This window comes from Agrobacterium sp. CNPSo 2736 (assembly GCF_004005385.1).
GTDB lineage: Bacteria > Pseudomonadota > Alphaproteobacteria > Rhizobiales > Rhizobiaceae > Agrobacterium > Agrobacterium leguminum.
The window spans coordinates 222,652-245,796 of record NZ_RZTX01000004.1 but is presented as its reverse complement, the minus strand read 5'-3'; the positions used below and the strand labels follow the sequence as shown (position 1 = coordinate 245,796).

At 59.7% G+C, this 23,145-nt stretch carries 25 protein-coding genes; 10 read left to right on the top strand and 15 right to left on the bottom strand.

Annotation, left to right across the window (positions count from 1 at the left end):
* Positions 1-62 precede the first annotated feature (62 nt).
* Positions 63-710: a LysE family translocator gene (locus tag EM858_RS09535; RefSeq protein WP_127756539.1), complete on the top strand. Its 648-nt coding sequence runs from the start codon at positions 63-65 to the stop codon at positions 708-710.
* Positions 711-750: 40 nt separating this feature from the next.
* Here the strand turns inward: EM858_RS09535 and EM858_RS09530 are convergent, their stop codons facing one another.
* The 7 genes from EM858_RS09530 to EM858_RS09500 form a co-directional block, all read right to left on the bottom strand.
* Entirely contained in the window at positions 751-1,545 is a 795-nt protein-coding gene (locus EM858_RS09530; protein WP_127756538.1) for an ABC transporter ATP-binding protein, read from the bottom strand.
* The gene (locus EM858_RS09525) at positions 1,542-2,423 is read right to left on the bottom strand and encodes an ABC transporter permease (protein ID WP_080792418.1); all 882 of its coding nucleotides are present in this window, start codon (positions 2,421-2,423) and stop codon (positions 1,542-1,544) included. The genes EM858_RS09530 and EM858_RS09525 overlap by 4 nt, the downstream gene beginning before the upstream one ends.
* A 107-nt stretch (positions 2,424-2,530) precedes the next feature.
* Positions 2,531-3,484: an ABC transporter substrate-binding protein gene (locus tag EM858_RS09520; RefSeq protein ID WP_003523186.1), complete on the bottom strand. Its 954-nt coding sequence runs from the start codon at positions 3,482-3,484 to the stop codon at positions 2,531-2,533.
* 109 nt (positions 3,485-3,593) lie between these two features.
* Positions 3,594-4,766 carry a 23S rRNA (adenine(2503)-C(2))-methyltransferase RlmN gene (gene rlmN, locus EM858_RS09515; RefSeq protein ID WP_127756621.1) on the bottom strand — a complete coding sequence of 391 codons (1,173 nt, stop codon included), beginning with the start codon at positions 4,764-4,766 and terminating at the stop codon, positions 3,594-3,596.
* Between the two features lie 266 nt (positions 4,767-5,032).
* Positions 5,033-5,536 carry an invasion associated locus B family protein gene (locus EM858_RS09510; protein WP_003523183.1) on the bottom strand — a complete coding sequence of 168 codons (504 nt, stop codon included), beginning with the start codon at positions 5,534-5,536 and terminating at the stop codon, positions 5,033-5,035.
* Between the two features lie 296 nt (positions 5,537-5,832).
* Entirely contained in the window at positions 5,833-6,213 is a 381-nt protein-coding gene (locus tag EM858_RS09505; RefSeq protein WP_003523181.1) for a YkvA family protein, read from the bottom strand.
* Between the two features lie 51 nt (positions 6,214-6,264).
* Positions 6,265-6,570, bottom strand: a complete 306-nt coding sequence (locus tag EM858_RS09500) for a 4a-hydroxytetrahydrobiopterin dehydratase (protein ID WP_003505045.1) — start codon at positions 6,568-6,570, stop codon at positions 6,265-6,267.
* Positions 6,571-6,628: 58 nt separating this feature from the next.
* Between EM858_RS09500 and EM858_RS09495 the strand changes: the two genes are divergently transcribed.
* Positions 6,629-7,108, top strand: a complete 480-nt coding sequence (locus EM858_RS09495) for a low molecular weight protein-tyrosine-phosphatase (protein ID WP_080815627.1) — start codon at positions 6,629-6,631, stop codon at positions 7,106-7,108.
* Here the strand turns inward: EM858_RS09495 and thpR are convergent.
* Positions 7,042-7,635: an RNA 2',3'-cyclic phosphodiesterase gene (thpR, locus tag EM858_RS09490; RefSeq protein WP_127756537.1), complete on the bottom strand. Its 594-nt coding sequence runs from the start codon at positions 7,633-7,635 to the stop codon at positions 7,042-7,044. The two genes, EM858_RS09495 and thpR, sit on opposite strands and share 67 nt — an antisense overlap.
* Positions 7,636-7,703: 68 nt before the next feature.
* Positions 7,704-8,354 carry an arylesterase gene (locus EM858_RS09485; protein WP_127756536.1) on the bottom strand — a complete coding sequence of 217 codons (651 nt, stop codon included), beginning with the start codon at positions 8,352-8,354 and terminating at the stop codon, positions 7,704-7,706.
* A gap of 91 nt (positions 8,355-8,445) precedes the next feature.
* Here EM858_RS09485 and EM858_RS09480 point away from each other — a divergent pair, with 91 nt between their 5' ends.
* The 3 genes from EM858_RS09480 (at position 8,446) to EM858_RS09470 (ending at position 12,670) form a co-directional block, all read left to right on the top strand.
* Positions 8,446-9,156 (top strand): ABC transporter ATP-binding protein, encoded by a 711-nt coding sequence (locus EM858_RS09480; protein WP_035263238.1) that lies wholly within the window; start codon positions 8,446-8,448, stop codon positions 9,154-9,156.
* On the top strand, positions 9,153-11,714 hold the full coding sequence (locus tag EM858_RS09475; protein WP_127756535.1) for an ABC transporter permease: 2,562 nt from the start codon (positions 9,153-9,155) through the stop codon (positions 11,712-11,714). Before EM858_RS09480 ends, EM858_RS09475 begins: the two co-directional genes overlap by 4 nt.
* Positions 11,715-11,932: 218 nt before the next feature.
* Positions 11,933-12,670, top strand: coding sequence for a Bax inhibitor-1/YccA family protein (locus EM858_RS09470; protein WP_127756534.1), 738 nt, complete (start codon positions 11,933-11,935; stop codon positions 12,668-12,670).
* Positions 12,671-12,783: 113 nt separating this feature from the next.
* Here EM858_RS09470 and EM858_RS09465 read toward each other — a convergent pair whose 3' ends face one another.
* The 3 genes from EM858_RS09465 to acnA all read right to left on the bottom strand — a co-directional run bounded on the left by EM858_RS09465 (position 12,784) and on the right by acnA (position 17,201).
* Positions 12,784-13,176, bottom strand: coding sequence for a DUF2794 domain-containing protein (locus EM858_RS09465; RefSeq protein ID WP_003523170.1), 393 nt, complete (start codon positions 13,174-13,176; stop codon positions 12,784-12,786).
* Positions 13,177-13,576: 400 nt separating this feature from the next.
* Complete coding sequence (locus EM858_RS09460) at positions 13,577-14,317, bottom strand: thioredoxin family protein (protein ID WP_127756533.1); 741 nt, start codon at positions 14,315-14,317, stop codon at positions 13,577-13,579.
* Positions 14,318-14,507: 190 nt separating this feature from the next.
* Positions 14,508-17,201, bottom strand: coding sequence for an aconitate hydratase AcnA (gene acnA / locus EM858_RS09455; RefSeq protein WP_127756532.1), 2,694 nt, complete (start codon positions 17,199-17,201; stop codon positions 14,508-14,510).
* A gap of 269 nt (positions 17,202-17,470) precedes the next feature.
* Between acnA and ccmA the strand changes: the two genes are divergently transcribed.
* The 5 genes from ccmA to EM858_RS09430 all read left to right on the top strand — a co-directional run bounded on the left by ccmA (position 17,471) and on the right by EM858_RS09430 (position 20,584).
* Positions 17,471-18,112 (top strand): heme ABC exporter ATP-binding protein CcmA, encoded by a 642-nt coding sequence (gene ccmA, locus EM858_RS09450; RefSeq protein WP_080815621.1) that lies wholly within the window; start codon positions 17,471-17,473, stop codon positions 18,110-18,112.
* 202 nt (positions 18,113-18,314) lie between these two features.
* Positions 18,315-18,974: a heme exporter protein CcmB gene (ccmB, locus tag EM858_RS09445; protein WP_127756531.1), complete on the top strand. Its 660-nt coding sequence runs from the start codon at positions 18,315-18,317 to the stop codon at positions 18,972-18,974.
* Positions 18,975-19,048: 74 nt separating this feature from the next.
* Entirely contained in the window at positions 19,049-19,810 is a 762-nt protein-coding gene (locus EM858_RS09440; RefSeq protein WP_080815617.1) for a heme ABC transporter permease, read from the top strand.
* 4 nt (positions 19,811-19,814) lie between these two features.
* The gene (gene ccmD / locus EM858_RS09435) at positions 19,815-19,988 is read left to right on the top strand and encodes a heme exporter protein CcmD (protein ID WP_060725377.1); all 174 of its coding nucleotides are present in this window, start codon (positions 19,815-19,817) and stop codon (positions 19,986-19,988) included.
* Entirely contained in the window at positions 19,985-20,584 is a 600-nt protein-coding gene (locus EM858_RS09430; RefSeq protein ID WP_127756530.1) for a DsbE family thiol:disulfide interchange protein, read from the top strand. Before ccmD ends, EM858_RS09430 begins: the two co-directional genes overlap by 4 nt.
* A 16-nt stretch (positions 20,585-20,600) precedes the next feature.
* Here EM858_RS09430 and EM858_RS09425 read toward each other — a convergent pair whose 3' ends face one another.
* The 3 genes from EM858_RS09425 to EM858_RS09415 form a co-directional block, all read right to left on the bottom strand.
* Positions 20,601-21,782 (bottom strand): GGDEF domain-containing protein, encoded by a 1,182-nt coding sequence (locus EM858_RS09425; protein WP_164865380.1) that lies wholly within the window; start codon positions 21,780-21,782, stop codon positions 20,601-20,603.
* A gap of 118 nt (positions 21,783-21,900) precedes the next feature.
* A complete protein-coding gene (locus EM858_RS09420; protein ID WP_127756529.1) occupies positions 21,901-22,497 on the bottom strand; it encodes a DUF2585 domain-containing protein in 597 nt (198 codons plus the stop codon).
* Positions 22,494-23,144 (bottom strand): septation protein A, encoded by a 651-nt coding sequence (locus EM858_RS09415; RefSeq protein ID WP_065656922.1) that lies wholly within the window; start codon positions 23,142-23,144, stop codon positions 22,494-22,496. Before EM858_RS09415 ends, EM858_RS09420 begins: the two co-directional genes overlap by 4 nt.
* Position 23,145: the final 1 nt, after the last annotated feature.

The window sequence follows — 23,145 nt, the reverse complement described above, 5'->3', positions numbered from 1 at the left end:
CATTGGCAGAAGCGCGAAATCGCGTTAAGCACGGCAATCTCCAGATTTTACGGGTGCCCGCGATGGATTTCGTTCCAGGCCTGCCAACATTGATAGCCTTCACCATCGCCATTCTGCTTCTGGCGGTGACGCCGGGGCCTGACATGACGCTGTGGATCAGCCGCTCTCTGCGCGAGGGCCGGGCAGCGGGTTTCATGACGCTTGTGGGAACCAATATCGGCATCACCGTGCACACGATGCTGGTCGCCTTTGGCGTCGCCGCCCTCATCGTCGCTTCACCGACGGCTTTCATGATCCTGAAGACCGGCGGGGCTGCCTATCTGGTCTGGCTCGCCATTCAGGCGATCCGCAAGGGCTCGGATTTCGTGATGGTGAAGAGCACCGGCGAAAAAGCGCAGTCCTCCCTCAAATCGGCACTGTTGAACGGCATATGGGTCAACCTGCTGAACCCGAAGATCATCATCTTTTTCATGACCTTCCTGCCGCAATTCGTCAGCGCATCCGACCCGCACGTGACCGGCAAGCTGATCTTCCTCGGCATCTGGTCGATCATCGTCGCGCTGCCGATCGGCATCGGCATCGTGATCGCCGCAGATGTTCTTTCAGCCTGGCTGCAACGCAACCGGAAAATTCTGCGCGGACTGGATTATACGATCGCCGGCGTCTTTTCGCTTTTCGCCGTCAAGATTTTCTTCACGCAGGCGCGCTGACGGCAAACAAAAAAGGCGCCTTGCGGCGCCTTTTTTACAATCAACCGATCAGCAACTCATCGTCATCGAGCTTCTGGCCGCGTATCTTGCGGAACATATCGATCAGGTCCTCGACCTCGAGATCCTTGCGGCTATCGCCGGAGACGTCGAGCACGATCTCACCGGCATGCAGCATGATCGTGCGGGTGCCATAATCCAGCGCCTGACGCATGGAATGGGTGACCATCAGCGTCGTCAGCTTGCGCTCCGACACCACCTTACGGGTCAGCTCCATCACAAATTCGGCCATGCCGGGATCGAGAGCAGCAGTATGTTCATCGAGCAGCAGCACATCCGAGCCGGACAGCGTCGCCATGACGAGCGAGACCGCCTGCCTCTGACCGCCGGACAGAAGGTCCATGCGGTCCTTCAGACGATTTTCCAGCCCGAGATTGAGCGAAGCGATGCGTTCCTTGAAGAAATCCCGACGGCCGCGTCCAAGCGCCGGCAAAAGGCCGCGACGCTCGCCGCGCGACGCCGCCAGCGCCAGATTTTCCTCGATGGTGAGCGCGCCGCAGCTGCCCGCCAGCGGGTCCTGAAACACGCGCGCTACTCGCCCCGCCCGGCTGGCGGTCGGCTTGCGGGTAACATCGGCGCCGCCGATCATCACCCTGCCCGCCGTCGGCAGGACATCGCCCGCCAATACGCCGAGCAGCGTCGATTTACCGGCGCCATTGGAGCCGATGACGGTGACGAAGGAGCCATCGTCGATGGTAAGATCGATCTTGGAGAGCGCCTGCTTCTGCAGCGGCGTGCCGCGTCCGAAGACGACCTGGATGTCGGAAAGGGAAATCACGATGTTGCTCCCCCGCGGCGCAGTCGGGGCAGGATCAATGCGATTGCCACCAATACCGCCGTTACGAAATTGAGATCGGATGCCTTGAGACCCAGTACATCGCTCGACAAAGCGAGCTGGATGGCGAGACGATAGGCGATGGAGCCGAAGACGCAACCGATCAGCGCGATCAGAATGCCGCGCGCACCGAAAAGTGTTTCGCCGATGATGACGGCGGCAAGGCCGACGACGATGGTGCCGACACCGGAGGTCACATCCGCAAAGCCGTTGGTTTGCGCAAACAGCGCGCCGCCGAGAGCGACCAGCGCATTCGAAAGCGCCATGCCGAGGTAAATCTGGTTGCCGGTCTTCACACCCTGCGCCCGCGCCATCCGGGCATTGGCGCCCGTCGCGCGCATGGCAAGGCCCGCATCGCTTTCAAGGAAACGCCAGACGAGGATGACCGCGACCAGCACCAGCGCGCCGACGAACAGCGGCCGCACCAGATATTCCGACAGGCCGAGGCCGTAAAACGGCGATATCATCGTGTCCTGATTGAGCAGCGCGACATTCGGCTTTCCCATCACGCGAAGATTGACGGAAAACAGCGCGATCATCGTCAGGATCGAGGCAAGCAGGTTGAGGATCTTGAAACGAACGTTGAGCGTCGCGGTCACGATGCCGGCGGCGGCACCGGCCACCATCGCAATCGCCGTCGCGACCCAGGCATTCAGACCGGCGATGATCAGCACGGCAGCCACGGCGGCGCCGAGCGGAAACGAACCGTCCACGGTCAGGTCAGGAAAATCAAGCACCCGGAAAGCGAGATAAACGCCGATCGCCACGAAAGCGAAGACCAGTCCCAGCTCCACGGCACCCCAGAAGGCGATTTGGCTCACGGTAATGTCCTTGTTATTGCCGCCATCAGGCGGAGACGGGCACCGTCTCGTGCCACGTAAAACGGGCGGCGAATTTGCCGCCGCCCGTTATTCAGTCTGGTTTCGGTTCAGTCGATGACCTTGGTGGCGCGCTTGGTGATGCTTTCCGGGAAGGTGACGCCAGCTTTTTCAGCGGCCTTCTTGTTGATCACCAGATCAGTGCCGACAGCAACGGTTGCCGGAATATCGCCCGGCTTTTCACCCTTGAGAATACGGACGACGACGGCGCCGGTCTGCTTGCCCACGTCGAAATAGTTGAAGCCGAGGGCAGCAACCGCACCGCGGGCGACGGAATCCGTATCGGCGGCGTAAAGCGGGATTTTGGCTTCGGAAGCAACGCCGGCAGCCGCTTCGAAAGCGGAAACGATGGTGTTGTCGGTCGGAACGTAGATCACATCGGCCTTACCCACCAGTGCGCGGGTTGCACCCTGCACTTCTGCGGACTTGGTGGCGACGGATTCAACAACCTTGAGACCCGCCTTCTCGGCTTCGGCCTTCAAGAGGGCCAGCGTCGAAACGGAGTTGGCCTCGGCCGAATTGTAGATGAAACCGATGGACTTGGCGTTCGGCGAGATTTCCTTGATGAGCGCCAGATGTTCGCCAACCGGCAGCATGTCGGAAAGGCCGGTCACGTTGCGGCCGGGCTTTTGCATGTCCTTGACGAGCTGTGCGCCGACCGGATCGGAAACCGCCGTGAAGACGACCGGAATGTCCCGCGTGGCGGCAACGACGGCCTGCGCGGACGGCGTGGAGATCGGCACGATGACGTTCGGCGCATCGCCCACGAACTGGCGCGCGATCTGCGCCGCGGTGCCGGGATTGCCCTGCGCGGACTCGTACAGGAACTTGAGGTTCTCGCCTTCCTTGTAACCGGCTTCGGCAAGAGCCGCCTTGACGCCATCACGGGCAGCGTCAAGTGCCGGATGTTCGACGATGGCGGTGACGGCGACGGTGACGTTTTCAGCCTTGGCCGGCAGAACGAGGGCGCTCGCGGCAGCGAGAGCCAGAATGAATGCGCGCATGGATATCCTCCTGTTGGTTCCCTGTTTTCGTCTTCTTAGGAACAAGACAGCCCGAAATCAATCGGAGAACAGCTGCAAAACAAGCTTTCAGGCGGCAATTGCGGCTTATTCAGTCATCCGCGCCGTGGTTGGCGATCATCATCGCCTCGAAAGCCAGCCTTTCGGTCTTGCGCATGCGCTCCGATTCCGACTTCAGCTGGCCGCAGGCGGCAAGAATATCGCGGCCGCGCGGCGTGCGGATCGGCGAGGCATAACCGGCCTGATTGATGAAATCGGCGAACTTCTCGATCTGCGCCCAGTCCGAGCACTGATAGTTCGTACCCGGCCATGGGTTGAACGGAATGAGGTTGATCTTGGCCGGAACGCCCTTCAGAAGCTGCACCAGCATCTTGGCGTCTTCCAGACTGTCATTGACATCCTTCAGCATCACATATTCGAAGGTGATGCGGCGGGCATTGGAAAGGCCCGGATATTTGCGGCAGGCCTCGATCAGCTCCTTCAGCGGATATTTCTTGTTGATCGGCACCAGCATGTCGCGCAGCTCATCGCGCACCGCATGCAGCGAAATCGCCAGCATGACGCCGATCTCATCGCCGGTGCGGAAGATTTCCGGCACAACGCCCGACGTGGAGAGCGTTACGCGGCGCTTGGAGAGCGAGAGGCCGTCACCATCGGTCGCGATCAGAAGCGCGGTCTTCACGTGCTCGAAATTATAGAGCGGTTCGCCCATGCCCATCATCACGATGTTGGACACCTTGCGGCCTTCGCTCGGCACATAAGCGCCAACCGGTGTCGAACCATCCGGAAAATCGCCGAGCCGGTCCCGCGCCAGCAGCAGCTGGGCAAGAATTTCCTCGGCCGTCAGGTTGCGCACTAGGCGCTGCGTGCCGGTGTGACAGAAGGAACAGGTCAACGAACAGCCGACCTGGCTCGATATGCACAACGTACCGCGCCCTTCCTCCGGAATATAGACCGTTTCAATCTCGACGGGACGGCCGGCACCGCGCGGCGGAAAGCGCATCAGCCATTTGCGGGTGCCGTCATTGGAGATCTGCTCCTCGACGATTTCCGGACGGGCGATGGTGAAGGCCGCCTTCAGCTTCTCGCGAAGCTCCTTGGCGACATTGGTCATGTTGTCGAAATCCGAGACGCCGCGCACATAAAGCCAGTTCCACAACTGGCTGACGCGCATCTTCACCTGCTTCTGCGGCACGCCGATCTCGGCCAGCGCCTCGCCCATGTCCTCACGGGTCAGGCCGATCAGCGACGGCTTGCCGGACATGAGATCGCTATTGGCGATCAGCGGGGTTTTGACTGCCAGGCCGGCAGGGGCTTGCATTACGGACATCACGCTATCCCATCATTCCATGCATCGCACGACCGGCCTTTCGGATAGGCGGAAAATCGTCTGCATGTCGAGAAAATCAAAGGCGGAGCACTTTTCGCGCATCCGCCTGTCAATGTTGCCGCGCCTTTAGCATCAAACTGGCAAAAACGCAAATGGCCGGTCAATGACCGGCCATCGTTGAATGCGATAAAGCTTAAGGGTTACTTGCAGCTCTCGATCTGCTTGAGAGCCGCCGAAATACCCGAGAGCGAATAGGAATAGGAGGTCGCGGTGCCACGGCCGGAAACCGCCTTGACGGTCATCGACTTGCCGCCCTTCATGGCGGCAACGAGTGCCGGTTCTTCGGCAGCGTTTTCAACCCAGGCGGCCTTGTCCTTGGTGAACATGACGAAGTTCTTGTTGTCGATCGTCACATTGACCTTGGAGCCCTGCTTGAGCGGATAACCCACCATGGCCTGCGGCTCATAGGAAATGTTCTGGCCCGGACGCTGCGAGACGATGAAGAAGATATCGCCGTGATCGACGCTTGCCGGTTCCTTGGCGGTCGGAATGGAAAGAACGTAGCAGACGGTGCTGTTGCCCGATTTGTACGAATAGGCACCCCATGCATTGAACTGCTGGATGCGCGTGGGCGACTGTGCAGATGCTACGCCGACGCTGGTCAGCAAAATGGCCGCTGCGGTTGCTACACTTCTTACAAACATAGAATTTCCTGCCGGGTTATTGTCTTCCATTGGCCCGAAGCATCGGCGAGCCCAGTTTCTGGATCGGCCACGTTCAGGTGCGGATCGTCTTTTCTCATTGTGGTCGGGAAGCGGTTACCAAACCGTCAACAACACGCATAAAATGCCGGAAACGTCTTGCGGTGTTACAGATTGGCGACTCCCGACGCCCTGAGGAGAAGGGCGCGAAACACCCTTCCTCCGTGTGTATGACACATAAATTCAGGCAAGAATTTGTCGCCCGTCGGGCTCACCCGAACAGGCAGATCACAGAGGCGTTACCCGGCTTCCTGCTGCCGTTTCAGCATGGCGTCAGCCGCCTCGTAATGCTCCATCTTGATATGGGCGCGGATCATGGCGAGCGCTGCCGTGATGACGGCAATATCATCGGTGAATCCGATAACGGCCAGCACATCCGGCACGGCATCCATCGGCATGATGAAATAGGCGAGCGCCGCCAGAATGATACCCTTGGCGCGCAGCGGCGTATCGCGGTCGATCGCGCAATAATAGGCAGCCGCCGCATCGCGTGCGAAAGGCACCTTCGACATCACGCGCTTCAGCTTGGGCCAGAATTTCGCCCGCACCACAGTCTCACGCTCCTGCTGCCTGTCGGTTTCACCCGGCAGAAGAATTTCACCGATTTTCACATCATCCATGATCGACGGTCCTCCGGTCACGGCTATTATATGGGATTTAAGGTCCGCCGTTCAATTGCTTCGGCCCGCAGCCGCCTTCTGCATGGCTTCGGCCAGAAGAAAATCCCGCTCCGTCACACCCTGCGAATCATGGGTGGTAAGGCAGACCTTGACCCGCGAATAGACATTGGACCATTCGGGATGGTGATTGAGCCTTTCCGCGACAAGTGCGGATTCGGCCATGAAACCGAAGGCTTCCGCAAAACTTGAAAACTTGAAGGAACGGACGATCGCCGCTCCGTCCTCGCGCAGGGACCAGCCCTCGAGTTTCGACAGGGCCTGCCGGATGGCGTCCGGCTCGAGTCTGGGATATTTCATGAACTTGCCTCCGCTTGAGACCCATTAACGCTTCAACGATCGGATCGACGCATATTCCATGAAACATACAGCTATTCTTTTTGTCTGCATGGGCAATATCTGCCGTTCCCCGCTGGCCGAAGGGGTTTTGCGACACCTTGCCGACGGCGCGACCATGTCTGATCGGCTTACCATCGATTCCGCCGGCACCGGCGGCTGGCATGCGGGTGACGCACCCGATCCGCGATCCATCGCCATGGCGCGACGGCACGGCGTCGAAATTTCCCGGCAGCGGGCGAGACAGGTCACCCCTGCGGATTTCGAGACCTTCGACCTGATACTCGCCATGGACGAAAACAATCTGGCGAATCTGCTGCAATCGAGCCCGGAAAGGCAGCGACACAAGATCCATCTCTTCATGGATTATGCCACTGGCCGTCGCGAGAACGTCCCCGATCCCTATTACGGGGCCGAGGACGGGTTCCTCAAGGTCTACAACATGCTCTTGGCAGGGTGCAGATCGTTGCTCGAAAAGATGGAGCTGGACCGCGCCTCGTGAAGCGGAAACGCCTCTTCAACGATATAGGGTCCGCCGCCCACCGATTCCTTCGACGACATCAGCACGAAGCGGCCGACCGTGAAGGGCGAGGTGCGGAAGTTGCCGCGTCCGGAAAGATACTGCACCACATCGTCCACGCGACAGGAGCGCAACCGCGCCAGCGTGACATGCGGCATGAACTTGCGCGGATCGGGTGGGAGACCGATCCTTTGGCAGATCCGCTCGATTTCCGCCTGAAGCGCATGCATTTCCGGCGAGGGAGAAACCCCGGCCCAGATGGAATGCGGCTTCTTGGAACCGAAGGACCCCATACCGGTGAGACTGAGCTGGAATTCCGGTCTTTCGATCCGATCCAGCCTGTCCACGACCTCATCGGCGGTCCGTCCGTCGATGTCACCGATAAAACGCAGGGTTATGTGATAATTCTCCACATCGATCCACCGGGCTCCCGGCAGACCACCGCGCAACAATGAGAGGCTCATAGCCGCATTGCGCGGAATTTCGAGGGCGGTAAACAGTCTCGGCATGGCGAGCTCCCCGAATCTCTTGGCAGAACAAGCATAGCGAATCACGCAATGCAGACGGGCGCAAGTGCTTATTTTTTTTGCGCACCGATTGTCTTGATGAAGCTTTCAACAGCCGGCAAAGATTTCTCCACCATCATCGCCACACCTTTCGTATTGGGGTGCATCTTGTCATCCAGCTTCAGCGCATCGTCCGTCACCACGCCATCCAGAAAGAAGGGATAAAGCGACAGGTTGTATTTTCCGGCGAGCTTTGGAAAGATCGGATTGAAGCGCCTGGCATAATCATCGCCCATATTCGGCGGCGCCATAATGCCGACCAGCAACACGGCTATGTTGCGCTTCTGAAAACCGGAAATGATGGTGTCGAGGTTCTTTTCGGTCTGTTCGGGGGGAATTCCGCGCAGAGCGTCATTGGCGCCGAGTTCCAGGATGACCCCATCCGTACCATCGGGAACCGACCATTCCGCCCGCGCCAGACCGCCGGAAGAGGTATCGCCGGACACACCGGCATTGGCGATGGCGACATTGACGCCCTTGCCCTTTAATGCAGCCTCAAGCTGTGCGGTGTAGCTGTCGTTGGGGGGAAGCTGATAGCCGGCCATCAGGCTGTCGCCGAGTCCGACCAGCTGCAATGTCCGCTCCTGAGCCATGACAACAGTTGCGGAAAAGGCGGCGGCAAAAATGACGATGAAGTGAAACAGGGCAGCTTTAAATCTCATCACGGCTTTCCTAACTTGGTTCCCATTGTCTGAAATACCGACCGCATCGACCGCCAGACCGTTTTCATCACCCTATATAGGAACGAGAATTGTGACGAAAAGCATCATAGAGCTGAAGAAAGCCGACCTCACGCTCGGCAATGCCGCCGCCTCCGTTCACGTTCTCAAGAACATCGATCTTTCAATCGGAGAGAGCGAAGCGGTTGGTATCGTCGGCCCCTCCGGATCGGGAAAATCGACGCTTCTTATGGTGCTTGCCGGTCTCGAGAGGCTCGATAGCGGTGAAATCATCATCGCGGATACGGAACTGCACAAGCTCGGTGAGGACGCGCTGGCGGATTTCCGCGGCCGGAATATCGGCATTGTTTTCCAGTCCTTCCATCTGATCGCCAATATGACGGCGCTGGAAAACGTTGCGGTTCCGCTCGAACTGGCAAACACCCCGAACCCCTTCGAGATCGCCAGACGCGAGCTCGTCGCCGTCGGTCTCGGCGAACGCCTCAACCACTATCCCGGCCAGCTTTCCGGCGGTGAGCAGCAGCGTGTCGCCATCGCCCGCGCGCTTGCCCCCTCGCCGGCCGTGCTGATTGCTGACGAACCGACCGGCAATCTCGATACCGATACCGGCAGGCAGATCGCCGATCTTCTCTTTGCCAAACAGGCCGAACGCGGCATGACGATGATCCTTGTCACCCATGATCCATCGCTTGCCGCCCGGTGCTCACGCCAGATCAAGGTGCGCTCCGGCGAGATAGAGGGCGACAGCGCCACCTCCCATATGGCGCGGGCGGTGTCGGCATGACCGGATCCATTATCCCGTCTCTTGCCAATATCAGAAACGCCGCAAGGCTCGCGCGGCGCGAAATTCGCGGCGGGTTACGCGGCTTTTACATTTTCCTCGCGTGCATCGCGCTTGGAACCGGCGCCATCGCCGCCGTCAATTCCGTCTCGCGCGCGGTCACCAGCGCCATCGCCACTGAAGGTCAGTCCATATTGGCGGGCGATGTGCGTTTCGAACTGCGTAACAGGGAAGCGACCGCAGAAGAGCGGGCCTACCTTGATGGTTTAGGCACCGTTGCGGTGTCTACCGGTCTGCGCTCCATGGCGCGCCTTGGCGACGGGTCCGAACAGACCCTGACGGAAGTGAAGGCCATCGACGGCGCCTACCCGCTCTATGGCACCTTCGTTGCCGAGCCGAACCGACCGCTGAATGAGCTTCTGGCCGGGAACGGCGACACCTATGGCGCCATCGCCGCGCCGCTTCTGCTGGAACGGCTCGGCATCAAGGTCGGCGATGAAATCCTGCTCGGCAATGTGAAGCTGAAACTGACCGGCACCGTGGTCGACGAGCCGGATGCTCTCTCCGACGGTTTCGGTTTCGCGCCAAGGCTTATGCTCAGCCGCGACGCCCTTTTCGCCTCGGGTCTCGTTCAGAACGGCAGTCTTGTCGAGCATGCCTACAAGATCAGGCTGAACGATCCTTCGGCACGGTCAACGATGACCGATGCGGCCAACAAGGCCTTTCCCGATGCCGGCTGGTCCATCCGCACCAGTGACCGGGCGGCCCCATCGCTCACCGAAAACGTCAATCGCTTCTCGCAATTCCTGACGCTGGTGGGCCTCACCGCCCTCATCGTCGGCGGTGTCGGCGTTGCCAATGCCGTTCGCGCGTTTCTGGATTCCAAGCGCACCACCATCGCCTCGCTGAAATGCCTGGGTGCGCCGGCCTCGGTGGTCACCATGACCTATCTTTTCCAGATCGCCTTCATTGCCGCCGTCGGCATCGTCATCGGCCTTGTCGTCGGCGCCGTCGCGCCCCTCATCGCCATGCGGTTTCTGGAAGGCGTGTTGCCCGTGCCGGAAGAGCTCGCCTTTTACCCCGGCGCTCTCGGTCTCGCCGCCCTGTTCGGCCTCCTGACCACGTTCGCCTTCGCCATCGTTCCCCTTGGCCAGGCGCGTGAGGTTCCGGCAACCGCGCTTTTCCGCGAGCAGGGTTTCGAAGAAGGAAGCTGGCCATCCTGGCCCTATCTGGCCGCAACCGGCCTGCTGCTGGCGGCGCTTGCCGCCCTCGCCATTTTTTCGGCGGAAGACCGCTTCATCGCCTCGATCTTCCTTGCGGCCATCGCTTTTGCCTTCGTGGTGCTGCGACTGGTGGCTGCGGGCGTAAAGGCCATCGCCAAGCGCAGCCCGCGCGTTCATTCGGCTGCGCTCAGGCTGGCGATCGGTAATATTCACCGGCCGGGCGCACTCACCCCCTCGGTCGTTCTTTCGCTCGGCCTCGGGCTGACCCTCCTCGTAACGCTCACCCTGATTGACGGCAATCTGCGCCGCGAACTGACGGACAGCCTGCCGGAAAAGGCACCGAATTTCTTCTTCGTGGATATTCAAGGCAGCGAACTTCAGGGCTTCCGCGATCTTCTGAAGCGGGAAGCACCGGAAGGCGCGCTGACCGAAGTGCCGATGCTGCGCGGCCGCATTCTGGCGCTCAACGGCGAGGACGTCACGAAGATGGAGGTGCCTCCAGCTGGACGCTGGGTTCTGCGTGGCGACCGGGGCATCACCTATTCGCAGGATATCCCCGAAAACGCGACTCTCACAGAAGGAAGCTGGTGGGGACCGGACTATAGCGGCGAGCCGCTGGTCTCCTTCGCGGCCGAGGAAGCCGGGGAACTGGGTCTCAAGATTGGTGACACGGTGACCGTCAACGTGCTCGGCCGCAGCATAACGGCAAGGATCGCCAATCTGCGCAATGTCGAATGGGAATCCCTGTCGATCAATTTCGTCATGGTGTTTTCGCCGAACACCTTCCGCGGCGCGCCCCATGCATGGCTGGCGACACTCGCTGACCCTTCCGCTTCCGCCGCCGATGAAGGCCGTATCCTGCGCGCCGTCACCAACGCCTATCCGACTATCACCAGCGTGCGCGTGAAGGATGCGCTCGACGTCGTCAACCGGCTTGTCGGCCAGCTTGCCACCGCCATTCGCGCCGCTGCCGCCGTTGCCCTCATCGCCTCCGTCCTGGTGCTCGCCGGCGCTCTTGCCGCCGGAAACCGCGCCCGTACCCATGACGCGGTTATCCTTAAAACGCTGGGCGGCACGCGAAACCTGCTCATCCGCGCTTTCTCCTACGAATATATGATGCTCGGCCTCGCCACCGCCGTCTTCGCACTTTTCGCCGGCGGCGTCTCTGCATGGTTCGTGATCGCCCGCATCATGAAGCTGCCCTCCAGCTTCCTGCCGGATGTGGCCATCGGAACGCTTGTCGTCGCGCTCGTCATGACGGTGGGCATCGGCCTCATGGGCACATGGCGGATTCTCGGGCAGAAAGCGGCCCCGGTTCTCCGGCAGGCAGGTGAATGATCGTCGGTTGTGCACCGCTTAACTTTAACGATTAATTCTTTGTAATGATCGCCAAAACGTGAGCGCTTTTCGCGCATATGGTGTCTTTTCGCAGGGAAAAGGCCTTGTATAGAACACGTTCTGCCATCATATTCTTGATCAGGCTTGCTGAAGCTCCGCAGCGGCGCCCGGGAGGTATCCCGACACCGTAGCAATCACGGAGCTCAAAAGAGGAAACAATGGCTGACTTCAATAACTACCAGAACCGCATGGCGCAGAACCGTGCTCAGACTGGTGCGATGATCGATGAAGGTCTTCGCGCCTATATGCTCAAGGTTTATAACCTGATGGCGCTGGCTCTGGTCATCACCGGCGTTGCAGCGTTCGGCACCTATACGCTTGCCGCTTCCAACCCGGCTTTCGCCCAGCTGCTCTATGCGTCGCCGCTGCGCTGGGTCGTCATGCTGGCTCCGCTCGCACTGGTTTTCTTCCTTAGCTTCCGTATCCAGAACATGAGCGTTTCCGCCGCCCAGACAACCTTCTGGGTCTATGCGGCGCTGATGGGCGTCTCGCTGTCGGCGATCTTCCTGGTCTTCACCGGCCAGAGCATCGTGCAGACGTTCTTCGTGACCGCCGCTTCGTTCGGCGCACTCTCGCTTTACGGTTATACGACGAAGAAGAACCTTTCCGGTCTCGGTTCGTTCCTGATCATGGGTCTGTTCGGCCTGATCATCGCTTCCATCGTCAATATCTTCCTTGCATCTTCCGCACTGCAGTTTGCGATTTCCGCGATCGGCGTGCTGATCTTCGCAGGCCTGACCGCCTACGACACCCAGAAGATCAAGGAAATGTATTTCGATGCTGACGATGTTGCCGTCGCTGGCCGCAAGGCCATCATGGGCGCACTGACGCTGTATCTCGACTTCATCAACCTCTTCACCTTCCTCCTGCAGTTCCTCGGAAACCGCGACGACTAAGGTTAAGGGTTCGATTGCCAGACATACGAAAGGCGGCCCTTCGGCCGCCTTTTTATTTGGAAAGATTCTTCACACTTATCCGCCAGAGGCGGGCAGTCCGCTTTTGCGAAAGCTCACTCGATGAGCTTCAAAACCTTGTCGAAGACTTTCAGAACCTGCGGCAACTCATGCCCACGTTTGAGAATGCGGCCATCCGTATTCACCACGCAGTAGGCGCCCTGTTTGGCCGCCAGCTTGGGGTTTTTCTCGATCCTGAAAAGCGGCATTTCACCTGAACGCTTGAAGACGGAAAACACCGCCTTTTCCTTCAGGTGATCGATGGCGTAGTCACGCCATTCACCCTCTCCCACCATGCGGCCATAGATGCGCAGGATCGCATCCAGCTCGCGGCGGTGAAAGGTGACCGGCAAAGGGTCCTTGTTCTTTTTATATTCGCGGAGATCGATAACGGTGGAATTGTCACGTGAAGCGGTCTGCACCTGCTGCACATCCGGTTGATCGGTCATCCAATACCTCCGATTCCACCCAAATCATCCACGCAGTGTGAGCCTGAGAGGGCGAAATTGCAAGTCTTTGCACCGGTATGACGCACAGGGTAGGGAATTCCGGGAAAGGTCCGACAAGCCTTCGATGCGCAGCGGAACCGGAAGACGGCAGCACAGAATTGCGCCCGCCGATTCTGTGACGAGCGCTGCCAACGGCAAAAGCAGGGGTTAAAAATGGTAACCATTTAGGCAGCCATTTTCACATGGGCTGCCGTATTTCGGTCAAACCATGGCCCGAATTGGGTGGAATAGTCCTATTGTCAATTGATGCCTAGGCACCAAGATGACCCGGTCCGGTGCATTGACCCTTTACCCCCAGCCCCCAATGCCCGGACCGGATCTTCCATCGCCCGACAGGCGGTCAGGGGTTTTCATTTCCAAGCAGGATACTTGCGCCGACGATTGCCGCGGGATCGCCGCCGGCATTGGCCGTCTGCAACAGCACGGCGCAGCCGCCCTTTTTCACCTTGGCCACCACGCTCGCCGGAAGCTTCACCGTCATCGGCGAACCATCCCACATGCCGACTGTCTGCACATCATAGACGCTGTGCCAGTAGGACATTTTTTTCCCCTGGTTTTCGCCCTTCTGTACATCCACGGTCTGTTCGCGCGTGAAATAAGCGACGACGACATCGGCCTTGCCGCTGCCGGCGCCAATATCGATCTCCACCTCGTCACCGGTAAATTTCGACGAGACCGGCACGTTCAGCCCCTTGCCCTCGCGCTTGAACGCATCCAGCCTGTCATAGATGCCACGGACATCGGCACCCTTGACGTGGTCGCGGCCGTTCAGAATGGCCTGCGGCGTATAGACCCCGTTGCGGCCGAGCGCGCGCATATAACCATATTGCCGGTCGGTATTTTCCTTCGAGGCGAGCGAATCCGTCCAGCCGAGATAGTTCCAGTAATCGACATGGTAGGAAAGACCGACGACATCGCCCTTCTGGATCATCTTGCGCAGGGCTTCATCGGCCGGCGGGCAGGATGAGCATCCCTGCGACGTGAACAATTCGACGACGCCCTTCACGGCCTCCTGCGCCTGCGCGGAGGTGACGAGGAACGTGCCGAGAAGACATATCGACAGGGGGAATTTCAGCGGCATTACAAAAACCTTTGTCCGGAAGAGATCCAGACGAATTGATGCAATCAATCCTGCCGGGATGCAAACCGGAAAATAACGTCTATTGCCCTTCAATAGAAAGTCACGAAGGGGTGAGCGACAATCACAAAAAAAGAGACGATGAAACGCAAAGACGCCGGGATTTCTCCCGGCGTCTTTGATTGTTGAAGCTTTATGCGGCCAGATCGCGAAGAACGGTCTGCAAAATGCCGCCGTTGTTCATGTAGATCACTTCATCCAGCGTATCGATGCGGCAAAGAAGCGGAACTTCCTTCACCGAGCCGTCGCTATAGGTGATCTTGGCGATCTTCTTTTCACGCGGCCTGATTTCACCTTCGAGCCCATCGATCTCGACGATTTCATCACCCTTGAGGTCGAGGCTCGCCCAGGTCGTGCCTTCCTCGAAGACAAAGGGAACGACGCCCATGCCGACGAGGTTCGAACGGTGGATACGTTCGAAAGACTGCGCGATGACAGCCTTGACGCCGAGCAGGTTGGTGCCCTTCGCCGCCCAGTCGCGGGACGAGCCGTTACCATATTCGACACCGGCGAAGATGACGAGCGGGACGCCTTCCGCCTTGTATTTCATGGCCGCGTCATAGATCGACATCTCTTCCTTGGACGGATAGTGGATGGTGTAGCCACCTTCCTTGCCGTTCGGGCCGAGCATGTGGTTGCGGATACGGATATTGGCGAAGGTACCGCGCATCATCACTTCATGGTTGCCGCGACGCGTGCCGTACTGGTTAAAGTCGGCCACGGCGACGCCATGTTCCGTCAGATAGGCGCCGGCAGGCGAAGCAGCCTTGATCGAACCGGCCGGAGAAATATGGTCGGTGGTGATCTTGTCGCCGAAGAGACCGAGGACGCGTGCGCCCTTGATGTTCTTGAGGCCCGAGCCCTTTTTGCCCATGCCGACGAAATAGGGCGGGTTCTGAACATAGGTCGACTGGTCGTCCCAGGCATAGGTCTGGCCCGGAGGAACCTGAACCGCCTGCCAGTTCGCATCGCCCTTGAACACGTCGGCATACTTTGTTTCGTAAAGCTCGCGGGTGACGTATTTCAGGATGAATTCCTGGATTTCCTTGGAGGTCGGCCAGATATCCTTGAGGTAGACCGGATTGCCGTTCTGGTCGTCGCCGATCGGCTCCTTCGTCAGATCCTTCTGAACCGTGCCGGCAAGGGCATAGGCCACGACGAGCGGCGGCGAGGCCAGATAGTTCGCCTGAACATCCGGCGAGATACGGCCTTCGAAGTTGCGGTTGCCCGAGAGAACACCGGCGGTGATCAGGCCCTTGTCGTTGATCGTCTTGGAGATCGCCGGCGGCAGCGGACCGGAATTACCGATGCAGGTCGTGCAGCCGAAGCCGACGAGGTTGAAGCCGATCGCGTCGAGATCCTTCTGCAGACCGGACTTGTCGAGATATTCGGCAACGACCTGCGATCCGGGCGCGAGCGACGTCTTGACCCACGGCTTGGACTTCAAACCCCTGGCGACGGCGTTACGGGCGAGAAGGCCGGCAGCGATGAGAACCGAGGGGTTGGAAGTATTGGTGCAGGAGGTGATGGCGGCAATCGCCACATCGCCATGACCGAGATCGAAAGCCTCACCTTCGACCGCATAACGGCTCGAAAGCTGGCCGGGCTTCTTATAGTCGTTTTCAAGAGCCGTCGCGAAATTCGGCGCGATGGTTTCGAGCGGCAGGCGGCCTTCCGGGCGCTTCGGGCCGGCCATCGACGGCACGACGTCGCCGAGGTCGAGTTCCAGCGTGTCGGTGAAGACGAGATCGGAACCATCGCCAGTGCGCCACATGTCCTGCGCCTTCGAATAGGCTTCGACGAGCGCGATGCGATCCTTCGCACGACCGGACATGGTCAGGTAATTGATGGTCTCGCTATCGACCGGGAAGAAGCCGCAGGTCGCACCATATTCCGGGCCCATATTGCCGATGGTGGCGCGGTCGGCCAGAGACATCGAATCGAGGCCGGGGCCGAAGAATTCGACGAATTTGGAGACAACGCCCTTCTTGCGCAGCATCTGCACCACGGTCAGCACGAGGTCGGTGGCGGTCACGCCTTCCTTCACCTTGCCGGTCAGCTTGAAGCCGATAACCTCGGGCAGAAGCATGGAGACCGGCTGGCCGAGCATGGCCGCTTCAGCCTCGATGCCGCCAACGCCCCAGCCGAGAACGCCGAGACCGTTGATCATGGTCGTGTGCGAATCGGTGCCGACGCAGGTATCCGGATAAGCAATCGTCTCGCCATCCTCTTCCTTCGTCCAGACGGTCTGGCCGAGATATTCGAGGTTGACCTGGTGACAGATGCCGGTGCCGGGCGGAACCACACGGAAATTCTCGAACGCCTGCTGGCCCCACTTCAGGAAGCGGTAACGTTCGCCGTTGCGCTCATATTCCAGCTCGACGTTGCGGGCAAAGGCGCTCGGCGTGCCGAATTCGTCGACGATGACCGAGTGGTCGATGACGAGATCGACGGGAACCAGCGGATTGATCTTTTCCGGATCGCCGCCAAGTGCCTTGATACCGTCACGCATGGCGGCAAGGTCGACAACGGCGGGAACGCCGGTAAAGTCCTGCATCAGAACGCGGGCGGGGCGGTAGGCGATTTCGGTTTCGGTCAGGCCCTTGTTGTTCAGCCATTCGGAAACCGCCAGAATGTGTTCCTTGGTGACGGACTGGCCGTCCTCGAAACGCAGCAGGTTTTCTAAGAGAACCTTCATGGAATAGGGCAGCTTGGAAACGCCCTTCAGGCCATTGGCTTCAGCCTTGGGAAGGCTGAAATAGATGTATTCCTTACCGTCAACGGTAAGGACGGAACGACATTGGAAACTGTCGAGTGATTTGGGCATGGATAAAAACCCCGCTTACTCTGATAGCCAACACGTGCGTGCGGACACCTATGCACTCATGCACATCAGGATGCGGGTACGACCATTTCCGCTGTCCGCACGTGAAAATTGCTCCTCGCAATCGTCAAGTCCGGCGCAAGATGATGTTCACGCCGGCCGCTGGCGTGTTGACACCCATATAGATAATTTCGGAGAAACGTACCAGACCATTCAACCAAGCTAATCGATTTTTTTATAGTCGAGGCGAGAAAGTGAACCGGAACCGCAGCATGAATCTCACGGCGGAAAATCTTGGCGTGCGGCGCGGCGAAGATTTCATATTCATGAATATTTCCTTCAAGTTAAGCGACGGTGAGGCTCTTGTGCTGACCGGCCGTAACGGTTCAGGAAAATCCACCCTGCTGCGGACTTTGGCCGGCCTGCTGCGCCCGGAACAGGGCCGAGTAAAGATAGCCGGCAAAGAAATCGAAGCCGACATGCGCCCTTCGGAGGCCTGCCACTATCTCGGCCATCGCAATGCGATGAAAACGGAACTGACCGTTTCGGAGAATCTTCGGTTCTGGAAGGACTTCCTCGGCGATTTTTCCGGCGGTGCGGGCGTGGCGATCGATGAGGCTGCGGAAATCGTCGGCCTCGCCGGCATTACCCACCTGCCCTTCGGTTATCTCTCCGCCGGCCAGCAGCGGCGCTTTGCCATGGCGAAACTTTTGATTGCATGGCGACCGGTATGGATTCTCGATGAGCCGACGGCGGCGCTCGACAAGGCTGCGGACGGGATGTTTACCGATCTCGTGAAAAACCACCTTGGGAAAGGCGGCATCGTTCTGGCCGCGACCCATCAGCCTTTGGGGCTGGAGAGCGCGCGGGAATTGCGGATGACGGGGTTTGCGGGTGTGGAGGCTTGGGCATGAACGGTTTGCACGCGGGGCTTACCCCCCTCTGCCCTGCCGGGCATCTCCCCCTCAAGGAGGGAGATAGGCAAGGCGCACTCCCGCCGTTTCTTTCTCCAGCATTGAGATGGGCGAGACCTTGCCGCGGGTCGATCTCCCCCCTTGAGGGGGAGATGCCCGGCAGGGCAGAGGGGGGTAACGCCCCAGACGCGGAGCAACCCCAATGACCGCCCTCCTCCTCCGCGACATCAAACTCTCCATCCGAGCCGGCGGCGGCGCGCTGATCGGCGTGCTGTTTTTCATGACAGTGGTTGCGGTCATTCCCTTCGGCGTCGGCCCCGATCTCAACCTGCTCGCCCGCATCGGCCCGGCCATCGTCTGGATCGGCGCGTTGCTGTCCGCCCTTCTCGGCCTCGACCGGCTGTTTCAGGCCGAGCGGGATGACGGCTCCCTTGATCTGATCCTGATGCAGGAAACCCCGCTGGTGCTGACCGTGTTCGTGAAATGCCTGGCACACTGGGTCACGACCGGTCTGCCGCTGGTGCTTGCCTCCCCTCTGCTTGGCCTCTTCATGAACATGGACGAAGTGGCTATCGGCGCAGTGACGCTTACCCTTCTCGTCGGCTCACCCGCCATCACCTTCATCGGCGCGGTGGGGGCAGCGGTTGCCGTTGCCCTGCCGCGCGGAGGGCTTCTGGTTTCCATCCTCGTCCTGCCGCTCGCCATTCCCGTGCTGATCTTCGGCGTCAGCGCCTCCTATGCGGCGGTGCAGGATCCAGCGCCCTTCATGCCGCCATTTCTCATTTTGAGCGCGATCACGTTATTTTCAGCCGTGACCGGCCCTTTCTTCGCCGCTTTGGCGCTGCGCAATGTTATGGATTGATGAAACCAAGCCAGACGATCCCCGATTGACAGGGATCAATTGCGGGGCGGCCATTCTCGGGTTACACAAACGGCATGAACGAGCAGACCTTCACCATCACCAAATTCAGTGATCTCGCCAATCCCACCCGGTTTCTGGCGCTGGCGGCACGCATTCTGCCCTGGCTCGCTGCCTTGACGGCGCTGGTGCTGGCCGCCGGTCTTTATCTGTCCTTCACCACCGAAGGCGATTACCAGCAGGGTTACACGGTGCGCATCATGTATGTGCATGTGCCTTCAGCCTGGCTCGCCATGATGTGTTATTCGGTCATGGCGGTCTCCGCAATCGGCACCCTCGTCTGGCGTCATCCGCTGGCGGATGTCAGCCATAAAGCCGCCGCCCCCATCGGCGCGGCCTTCACGCTGATTGCGCTCGTCACCGGCTCGCTCTGGGGCAAGCCCATGTGGGGAACCTGGTGGGTGTGGGATGCACGGCTGACCTCCGTCTTCGTGCTTTTCCTGATGTATCTGGGGCTGATCGCGCTCAACCGCGCCATGGACGATCCGTCCAGAGCCGCCCGCGTCAGCGCCGTGCTGATCCTCGTCGGTTTCGTGAATATCCCCATCATCAAATTTTCGGTCGAGTGGTGGAACACGCTGCACCAGCCGGCAAGCGTCATCCGCATGGGCGGCTCCGCCATCGATGCGGAATTCCTCTGGCCGCTGCTGATCATGGCCGTGGGTTTCACGCTGCTGTTCTTCACCCTGCACATCGCCGCGATGCGTAACGAAATCTGGCGTCGGCGCGTGGCCGCGCAGCGGCGTCTCGCCGCCCGCATGGCGAACCGGGAGGGCTGAAGTGATGACGCACGCCTTTTATATCGGCATGTCCTATGCGGCGACCGGCCTTGTCGTTCTCTGTCTCATCGCCTGGGTCGTCGTGGACGGTCAGGCACGCAAACGGGAATTGAAGGAACTCGAGGCATCCGGCGTACGCCGCAGGGCGAGAGCCGGTTCCGCAGGTGATGCGCAATGACGCAGGCTGACCGCGACACCAAGGCCAAAACGACAGGCCGTGCACGCTATGCGCTGGCGCTTCTGCCGTTGCTGCTGTTCGGCGGTTTCGCCCTCGTCGCCGGCAAGATGCTCTACGATCAGGATGTGAACGGGCTGGATATCAGCGCCATTCCCTCGGCGCTGATCGGCACCAGGGCGCCCATCCTGTCGCTACCGCCGCTGGAAGGCTCCAACCTGCCGGCGCTGACCGATGCCGCCATCAAGGGCAAGCTGACTCTGGTGAACGTCTTCGCCTCATGGTGCATTCCCTGCCGGCAGGAGCATCCGCTGCTTCAGGAACTGGCAAAAGACAGCCGCATCACCGTCGTCGGCATCAACTACAAGGACAAGCCGGACAATGCGCTGCGCTTCCTCGGCGAGCTCGGCAATCCCTTTGCTGCGATAGGGGTCGATCCGAACGGCAAGGCCGCGATAGACTGGGGCGTCTACGGCATTCCCGAAAGTTATCTGGTCGGCGCGGATGGCACGATCCTTTATAAAAAGGTTGGCCCCTTCGATGCCCGCAGTGTCGAGCGCGACCTGCTGCCGGCCATTGCGGCCGCAGCCGGTAAATAACCCGCTCGGCAAGGCGTCACCCCTTGGTAACGACCCGCAGCGAAGGGCCTTCAGCCGGCAGACGTATGCCTTCCAGCACCACCTGATCCCGACCGCCGCGTTTTGCGGCATAGAGACTGTCATCGGCCCGCTTGATGGCGTCATGAATGGAATGATCTCCCCTCGCGACGGCCGAAACACCGAAGCTTGCGGTGATCTGGCTGGTAACACCCCGGTTGCGCCAATCGAGCGACGAAAGACCTGTCCGCATGCCATTGGCCAGCTGGCCGGCTGCGGCGGCTGTCCGGCCGGGCAGGAAAACCACGAATTCCTCGCCGCCGAAACGGGCCACCAGCGCATCCTCGGGTGCATTTCGCCTGAGCAGATCGGAAAGGCCGATGAGAACGATATCTCCGGCCGCATGACCGTAAACATCGTTGATACGCTTGAAGTGATCTATGTCGCAGGCAATGACCGCACCCTCAGGCGTATCGTTGCGAAAATCGGGAACTCGGCGGTCGAACCCACGACGGTTCAGCACGTCCGTCAGCGGATCATGCTCTGCCGCATGCAGATGCCGGTCGACGGTGACGGAAATCTGGCTCGCGAGCACGGAGAGCGCCAGCAGGAAGCCGAAGATGCTCGCCGCAAGCTGCATGTAGAAAGCATAGTCGGATTCGAAGAATTCGCTGAGCTCGATCATCGAGCCGCTCGGCGTCATCACGAGCAGCATGCCGATGCGCACCAGCGTCTCCAGCACCACAAGACAGGCAATTCCCACCATCAGCCGGTCGGCAAGCGCCACCGGCCGCTTCCGCACGAGCCAGACCGGGATCGCGAGCAAAAGGGCGCAGACGAGATCGCCGATGACGAGCTCGCGTTTCAGATCCGGTGTGACGAAGACATGGAAAGAGACCAGCAAAACCGCGGCAACCACGATCGACAGCCTGGCCGTGATATAAAGCGGCCGCCCGAAATGGACGAGCAGAGCGTGGCCATAGAGGAAGAAGGCGGAGAAGAACAACAGGTTCGAAACAATCGCCTGTATTTCGAAGGGCAGGCCGCCAAGCACCAAAGGTGTCGCAAAACCGAAGGCCGCCGAAAGATATCCTATACCCCAATAGCGGGCGGAAGCGTGGCCGATCCTTTGCAGGAACAGGAACACCACGCCGAATGTCAGCATGATGAAGGGGAGAAGATAGGCGAAGTTGTCTTGCAATGGGTTCTGCCGGAGGGAGAGACGAGCCTTTGCCTGACACTACCGCAATGCCATTAAGAAAACCTGCATATATTGCGCGGCTTCCGTGCCTTTCGGCGCGCGGCACCGGAAAACCCGTTCACATTTGCGGGAGCGCGTTCTGCCATTCCTTGATCGCGTCCACGGGCCAGAGCAGCATCACCACGTTCAGCGTCAGGTTGTCACGGATCAGCCAGCCGGTGAAGATTTCGAAGAAGATGGCGATCACCACCGTTAGCCACACCGGCACACGGGCGGCGAACAGGAAACCCAGCACCATGAAGACGGTATCCATCGCTGAGTTCAGGATGCTGTCGCCGGTGTAACCCAGCGCCATGGTCGCGGTGCGGTAACGATCGATGACGAGAGGCGAGTTTTCAAGAATTTCCCATGCCGCCTCCACCAGAACCGCGAGCGAAAGCCGCATGGAAAGCGGCCTGTTGCGGAAGAGCAGCCAGGCGAACCAGTAAAACAGGAAGCCGTGAATGATATGCGACGGCGTATACCAGTCGGCGAGATGCTGGGAATTGCCCGGCGTGTTCACGCCCGGCTCGAACAGCTTCACGTAACCGCATTCGCAGATTGGAATGCGGCCCATGGCGTAAAGGATGACGATCTGCAGGAGAAGCAGCCCGGCGGCCACGCCGAACCATTTGAGCGAGCGCGAACGGGAAGCCGACATCTCTGCAACTGTCATTTTTCGTCCTTGTTGAGCGGTTCCAGCGAGTGGCGCATGACGAGCGGCATCTGCGCCATGGTGAAGATGATGGTGATCGGCATCGTGCCCCACACCTTGAAGGCAACCCAGGTGTCGGTGGTGAACATGCGCCACACCACCTCGTTCAGCACCGCAAGAAAGAGGAAGAATATGCCCCAGCGCAGCGTCAGCTTGCGCCAGCCCTCATCCGTCAGCCGGAAGGCCGAATTGAAGACATAACCGAGCAGCGATTGCCCGAAGAACAGGCCGCCGAGCAGAATGACACCGAACAGCGTGTTGACGATGGTGGGCTTCATCTTGATGAAGGTGTCGTTCTGCAGCCAAAGCGTCAGCGCACCGAACACGAACACCACGATGCCCGATATCAGCGGCATGATCGGCAATTTGCGCGTCAGCACCCATGAGACAGAAAGCGCCAGCGCCGTTGCGATCATGAACAGGCCAGTGGCGATGAAGATCGGCCCGCCGAATTCCGTCAGCACGGGGAAGGTGGAGGCCAGCCATTCGCCGCGGGAATTGGCGAAGAAGAACACCATGAGCGGGCCAAGCTCGAGCACGAATTTCAGGAGCGGGCTGATTTCCGCCACCATCTTTTCGCTTTCCTTGGAATTGCTTTCAATATCCATA

Bases quoted from the DNA above. Each gene is read 5' to 3' on its own strand.
- EM858_RS09535 (WP_127756539.1), top strand. From the start codon at position 63: ATGGATTTCGTTCCAGGCCTGCCAACATTGATAGCCTTCACCATCGCC.
- EM858_RS09520 (WP_003523186.1), bottom strand. From the start codon at position 3,484: ATGCGCGCATTCATTCTGGCTCTCGCTGCCGCGAGCGCCCTCGTTCTG.
- rlmN (WP_127756621.1), bottom strand. From the start codon at position 4,766: ATGTCCGGCAAGCCGTCGCTGATCGGCCTGACCCGTGAGGACATGGGC.
- EM858_RS09510 (WP_003523183.1), bottom strand. From the start codon at position 5,536: ATGTTTGTAAGAAGTGTAGCAACCGCAGCGGCCATTTTGCTGACCAGC.
- EM858_RS09505 (WP_003523181.1), bottom strand. From the start codon at position 6,213: ATGGATGATGTGAAAATCGGTGAAATTCTTCTGCCGGGTGAAACCGAC.
- EM858_RS09500 (WP_003505045.1), bottom strand. From the start codon at position 6,570: ATGAAATATCCCAGACTCGAGCCGGACGCCATCCGGCAGGCCCTGTCG.
- EM858_RS09495 (WP_080815627.1), top strand. From the start codon at position 6,629: ATGAAACATACAGCTATTCTTTTTGTCTGCATGGGCAATATCTGCCGT.
- thpR (WP_127756537.1), bottom strand. From the start codon at position 7,635: ATGCCGAGACTGTTTACCGCCCTCGAAATTCCGCGCAATGCGGCTATG.
- EM858_RS09485 (WP_127756536.1), bottom strand. From the start codon at position 8,354: ATGAGATTTAAAGCTGCCCTGTTTCACTTCATCGTCATTTTTGCCGCC.
- EM858_RS09475 (WP_127756535.1), top strand. From the start codon at position 9,153: ATGACCGGATCCATTATCCCGTCTCTTGCCAATATCAGAAACGCCGCA.
- EM858_RS09470 (WP_127756534.1), top strand. From the start codon at position 11,933: ATGGCTGACTTCAATAACTACCAGAACCGCATGGCGCAGAACCGTGCT.
- EM858_RS09465 (WP_003523170.1), bottom strand. From the start codon at position 13,176: ATGACCGATCAACCGGATGTGCAGCAGGTGCAGACCGCTTCACGTGAC.
- EM858_RS09460 (WP_127756533.1), bottom strand. From the start codon at position 14,317: ATGCCGCTGAAATTCCCCCTGTCGATATGTCTTCTCGGCACGTTCCTC.
- acnA (WP_127756532.1), bottom strand. From the start codon at position 17,201: ATGCCCAAATCACTCGACAGTTTCCAATGTCGTTCCGTCCTTACCGTT.
- ccmA (WP_080815621.1), top strand. From the start codon at position 17,471: ATGAATCTCACGGCGGAAAATCTTGGCGTGCGGCGCGGCGAAGATTTC.
- ccmB (WP_127756531.1), top strand. From the start codon at position 18,315: ATGACCGCCCTCCTCCTCCGCGACATCAAACTCTCCATCCGAGCCGGC.
- EM858_RS09440 (WP_080815617.1), top strand. From the start codon at position 19,049: ATGAACGAGCAGACCTTCACCATCACCAAATTCAGTGATCTCGCCAAT.
- ccmD (WP_060725377.1), top strand. From the start codon at position 19,815: ATGACGCACGCCTTTTATATCGGCATGTCCTATGCGGCGACCGGCCTT.
- EM858_RS09430 (WP_127756530.1), top strand. From the start codon at position 19,985: ATGACGCAGGCTGACCGCGACACCAAGGCCAAAACGACAGGCCGTGCA.
- EM858_RS09420 (WP_127756529.1), bottom strand. From the start codon at position 22,497: ATGACAGTTGCAGAGATGTCGGCTTCCCGTTCGCGCTCGCTCAAATGG.
- EM858_RS09415 (WP_065656922.1), bottom strand. From the start codon at position 23,144: ATGGATATTGAAAGCAATTCCAAGGAAAGCGAAAAGATGGTGGCGGAA.